At 52.9% G+C, this 259-nt stretch carries 1 pseudogene; it reads left to right on the top strand.

Features of this window, described 5'->3' with window-relative positions:
- A pseudogene (locus SB775_RS31055) lies at positions 1–259 on the top strand (2-isopropylmalate synthase); the annotation flags it as partial.

Raw genomic sequence — 259 nt, 5'->3', positions numbered from 1 at the left:
CGGCTTCATCGCCAGGAGACTTCGACGCAGTGCAGCGGATAGCCGGTACGGTGAAGAACTCCATCGTAACGGGACTGTCCCGCTCCATGAAAGCGGATATCGACCGGACATGGGATGCCTTGAAGGGTGCGGAACAACCGCATATCCACATTTTCTTGGCGACCTCTCCTATCCATATGGAACATAAATTGATGAAAACACCGGAACAGGTCGTCGACATTGCTGTCGAGTCTGTCCGGTATGCGAAAAAGTTCTTCCC

The organism is Peribacillus sp. SIMBA_075 (genome assembly GCF_046534585.1).
Note: the sequence above shows the minus strand (reverse complement) of the source record. Positions and strands in the feature narration are given on the sequence as shown.